The following is a 4223-nucleotide window of genomic DNA, read 5'->3' as shown; positions in this document are numbered from 1 at the left end:
GGGGGGAGCAAGGGACGAACCGCGCCAGCTCGGATTGGTTCCCGCCGTTTTTTCTGTTGAGGGCCTCGTTCAGCCTCTCGGCGAACTCTAGGGCCGCCTTATTTTCATACTTCTTCATCACGTTAGCTTACAACGATAGTTGTCAGTTTACACTACAACAATTCGTTGCAGAATCTCGGCTTTAACTGTAATATTTCGGTTAAATCTTTTTTCACTAGGAAACAATGCTTGAATCGGGGATAGCAAAAGCCGTCCGCCTGGCAGAGAGCCAGTCGGCACTGGCACGGTTGATCAAGTGCACGCCACAGTGCGTTCAGCGGTGGGTTACCCGGGGCTGGCCATCGCCTGCGGGGTCCCAGAAGATCGAAGCAGCCCTTCAGGGCCGCGTCACCAGGGCCGAGCTCAATCCCGTTTTTGCACCAATGACGTTTGCCTGAGCCTCACGGCTTCAATTTTTCATTTCACCTTTGACGGAACTGTATGAGCGAAAACAACAACGAATCCGCACTCGACTTTAGCAAGCTGCAGGCCTTCGATCCGGAACCAGTATCACCCGAAATTGCGGCCCGGTCACGCAAGAATCAGGCGGTAATCTTGCAGTTCATCAACAATGTAACGGCTGCAACTGTTGCGGAAACCATGAACGTGCACGAGTCGTCCGTGTCGCGCTTCAAATCGGGCGGTGGCCTCGCATTCGCGGCGCGCCTGCTGGCCGGCGCCGGACTGAAGGTGGTTCCCGCCGACGCCGTCGTGTTCATCCAGCCCGAGGAATTCCGCTGATGCGGGCGTCCCACTCATCCCGGCCCAGCGCACTCGCGTAAAAGCCGGACGAAAAAAAGCCCGGCTGCAACCGGGCTTTTCCACTTACTTCTCTTTACTACCATGACAAAAAGAATCGTACCACAAGCCACCGACGCATGCCGCAAACTCGTTCTTGAGACATTGACGGCGTCGAACGGCCCCAAGACCCTGTTCCAGATCCGCGACGCGATCCAGTCCAACCACAAGATTCGCCCGTCGGAGATCCGCGCCAGCGTGCTCGCCTTGACGGCCGATGAGCTGATCGATTCCGAGCAGCTGGGCGATTCGCTCTCGCGCGTATTCTTCCTCCCGCACCGCCCTCCGCGCGGCGCCGTCCTGACCCCCGCCAACCAGGTCCCGCGCATCGCCGCGATCGCGCCGCGTCAGTGGTTTTCCGCGCTGGGACTGGCGGCATGAAGCGCGACGCCTTTACCCTCTCCCTCGACCTTGGCCACGAACTCGCCGTCGACAACTTCGCCGGCGGCGGCGGCGCCAGTGAAGCCATCCGCGCCGCACTCGGCCGCGATCCCGACATCGCCATCAACCACGACGGCGAAGCACTGTGCATGCACAGCGCGAACCACCCCACCACCAAGCACTATCGCGAAGACGTGTACCTGATTAATCCGGGCTTCGTCACCAAGCAGCAGCCCATCGGGCTGGCGTGGTTCTCGCCGACCTGCACCCACTTCTCCAAGGCCAAGGGCGGCAACCTGCTCAACCAAAAGATTCGCGGCCTGGCGTGGGTCACGCTCAAGTGGGCGGTCATGCAGATGCCCCGCCTGATGTTCCTCGAAAACGTCGAAGAATTTCAGGGCTGGGGACCGCTCGACGAAGCCGGCAAGGCGATCAAGGCGCACAAGGGCCGCACCTTTGCGGCGTTCATCATGGCGCTGACGACGGGGATCCCCGAGGGGCATCCGGACGTGGCCGAGATCCACGAAACCCTGGGCGGCGACTTCCCCATGGAACGCCTCTACAAGGGGCTCGGCTACGACGTTCAGTGGAAGGTACTGCGCGCGTGCGACTTCGGCGCGCCGACGATCCGCAAGCGCCTGTTCATGGTCATGCGCCGCGATCGCAATCCGATCGTGTGGCCGACGCCGACCCACGCCGTGCGCGACTCGGCCGAAGTCAAGGCCGGCAAGCTCAAGCCGTTCCTGTCTGCCGCCGATTGCATCGACTGGTCGATTCCGTGCCCGTCCATCTTCACCCGCAAGAAGCAGCTCGCGCCGGCCACGATGCGCCGCATCGGCAAAGGCTACGAGCGCTACGTCAAGGACGCCGCCAGCCCGTACATCGTCGAAACCGCGCACAGCGACATGTCGCCCACCGGCGTCAAGCGCTGGGGTAGCGGCGTGCGCGATATTCAGGATCCGCTGCAAACGGTACTGGCCGGCGGCAACGGCGCCGCTCTGGTCGCGCCGACCTTCCTGCCGCTGACGCACCAGGGCAGCGACCGCACCAGCTCGCCGCACGACCCGCTGCCGACCGTCACCTGCGCGAACCGTGGCGAAATGGCGCTTGCCGTCGCCTCCATGGTGCAGATGGGCTATGGCGAAGCGCCAGGTCAAGAGCCGCGCGCGCTCGATATCTCGGACCCGCTCGGCACCATCGTGGCCGGTGGCGGCAAGCATGCCGTCGTCGCTGCGCACATCACGAAATTCAACACCGGCAGCGTCGGACAATCGGCCAACGATCCGCTACTGACAATCACGTCGGGCGGCGGATCCGCGCGTCCGGCCGGCGCGGCCCACGGCCTGGGCATTGTCGCCGCGTCGCTGGTCCAGTACTACTCCGGCGGAAGCCAGAACCTGCCGGCCGACGGACCGATGCCGACCATCGTCACCAAGGATCGCGTGGGCGTCACCACCGCCTTCCTGGCCAAGCACTACAAGGGCGTCGTCGGCGCGTCGGTCGAAGCGCCGATGCCGACGGTAACGACGGTCGACCACAACTCTGTCGTGACCGCGCACCTTGTCGGCATCGATAATCAGTCCAACGGCGCCGGCATCACCTGGGACGCGGCCAACCCGCTGACCACGGTCACGACCGAGAACCGCCACGCCGTCGTTACCAGCAATCTCGTCAAGCTGCGCGGCACCAGCAACGCGGCGGCCGTCGATGAACCGCTCGGCACCGCTAGCGCCGGCGGCACCCATCACGCCGAGATCCGTACCACGCTGGCGCGCACGCCGGAATCGCTCGAACGCCGCGAACAGGTCCGCGCTTTCCTGCGCGAGTACTGCCCGAGCCTGAAGGACGCCGAATTCCCCGAGCTGGTGACGATCAACGGCGAAATCATGGAAGTGGTCGATATCGGCCTGCGCATGCTGACCCCGCGCGAGCTGGCCAACGCACAGGGCTTCCGCGCCGATTACATTCTGGATCCGTTCTACACGTCGGTGAACAAGCGCGGCAAGACCGTGACGAAGCGCCTGTCGGGCAGCGCGCAGGTGCGCATGATCGGCAACAGCGTTTCGCCGCCGCCGGCAACGGCCCTGATCCTGGCGAACACGGCGCACGAACGCGCGATGGCGAGGGCGGCATGAACGCATTCGCCCACTTCGCAGCGCAGCACGAGGCGTTGCTGAACCACCAGCGCACCGGAGGCACGCGCAAGCAGACGCGCCCCGGCGCGCGTCCGGACACCCCGACCGAAGTCGCCGTGCACGAACACATCATGGCGCATCCGGACGTCGACGCCGGCGGGATCGCCGCCGCGCTCTCGATCGAAACCGAGCTGCTGTATCCGATCATGCAGCGCCTGCGCCGCAACGGACAGATCTTCTCCACCGGCAAAGTCGGTAACGGCAACAAGTGGAGGGCCGTCGCATGATCGTCGGCTATGAAAGCAGCACCCAAAAATTCCGCGAGCGCACCGACGCCAGCGTGGTGTTCGTCCTGCGCCGCAAGAAATGCGCATGCGGCAAGGAAGTCACCGCCAAGCAACTGACCCAGTACAGCGCATGCAGGACGTGCGTGGCGGCAGCGATCCGGAGGGTGGCATGATCGACACCAACAAGATCGACACTATCAAGCCGGTGCTGCGCTACCACGGTGGCAAGTTTCGCCTCGCCCAATGGATCATGGGCTTCTTCCCGGAGCACACCTGCTACGTCGAGCCGTTCGGCGGCGCCGCCGGCGTCCTGATCCAGAAGGAGCGCGTCTACGCCGAGGTGTACAACGACTTGGACAGCGAAGTGGCCAGCTTCTTTGCCATCCTGCGCGACCCCGAGCAGCGCCGCCGGTTGATCGAGGCGGTGGTGTTCACGCCCTACGCGCGTGACGAATTCGAGCTGGCGTGGATGCCGGTTGCCGATCCCTTGGAGAACGCGCGCCGCCTGTGCGTCCGCGCCCAGATGGGATTCGGTTCGGCCGGCGCCACCAAGGGCACGACCGGCTTTCGCATCGATACCAAG

Annotated in this window: 7 protein-coding genes; all 7 read left to right on the top strand. The window is 64.0% G+C overall.

The genetic code is table 11. The features are described 5' to 3' along the window. Window positions 1-224: 224 nt before the first annotated feature. The gene (locus ACP7BV_RS20520) at window positions 225-437 is read left to right on the top strand and encodes a YdaS family helix-turn-helix protein (protein ID WP_426106423.1); all 213 of its coding nucleotides are present in this window, start codon (window positions 225-227) and stop codon (window positions 435-437) included. A gap of 43 nt (window positions 438-480) precedes the next feature. Then, complete coding sequence (locus ACP7BV_RS20515; RefSeq protein ID WP_426106422.1) at window positions 481-780, top strand: hypothetical protein; 300 nt, start codon at window positions 481-483, stop codon at window positions 778-780. Window positions 781-882: 102 nt separating this feature from the next. Next, window positions 883-1218 carry a hypothetical protein gene (locus tag ACP7BV_RS20510; protein WP_426106420.1) on the top strand — a complete coding sequence of 112 codons (336 nt, stop codon included), beginning with the start codon at window positions 883-885 and terminating at the stop codon, window positions 1216-1218. Beyond that, complete coding sequence (locus ACP7BV_RS20505; protein ID WP_426106419.1) at window positions 1215-3353, top strand: DNA cytosine methyltransferase; 2139 nt, start codon at window positions 1215-1217, stop codon at window positions 3351-3353. The genes ACP7BV_RS20510 and ACP7BV_RS20505 overlap by 4 nt, the downstream gene beginning before the upstream one ends. Next, the gene (locus tag ACP7BV_RS20500; protein ID WP_426106418.1) at window positions 3350-3640 is read left to right on the top strand and encodes a hypothetical protein; all 291 of its coding nucleotides are present in this window, start codon (window positions 3350-3352) and stop codon (window positions 3638-3640) included. The genes ACP7BV_RS20505 and ACP7BV_RS20500 overlap by 4 nt, the downstream gene beginning before the upstream one ends. After that, complete coding sequence (locus tag ACP7BV_RS20495) at window positions 3637-3813, top strand: hypothetical protein (protein ID WP_426106417.1); 177 nt, start codon at window positions 3637-3639, stop codon at window positions 3811-3813. Before ACP7BV_RS20500 ends, ACP7BV_RS20495 begins: the two co-directional genes overlap by 4 nt. After that, a partial coding sequence (locus ACP7BV_RS20490; RefSeq protein WP_426106416.1) for a DNA adenine methylase occupies window positions 3771-4223 on the top strand: 453 nt, incomplete at its 3' end. The genes ACP7BV_RS20495 and ACP7BV_RS20490, both read left to right, overlap by 43 nt.

The organism is Massilia sp. TSP1-1-2, assembly GCF_049896185.1.
GTDB lineage: Bacteria > Pseudomonadota > Gammaproteobacteria > Burkholderiales > Burkholderiaceae_D > Telluria_A.
Note: the sequence above shows the minus strand (reverse complement) of the source record. Positions and strands in the feature narration are given on the sequence as shown.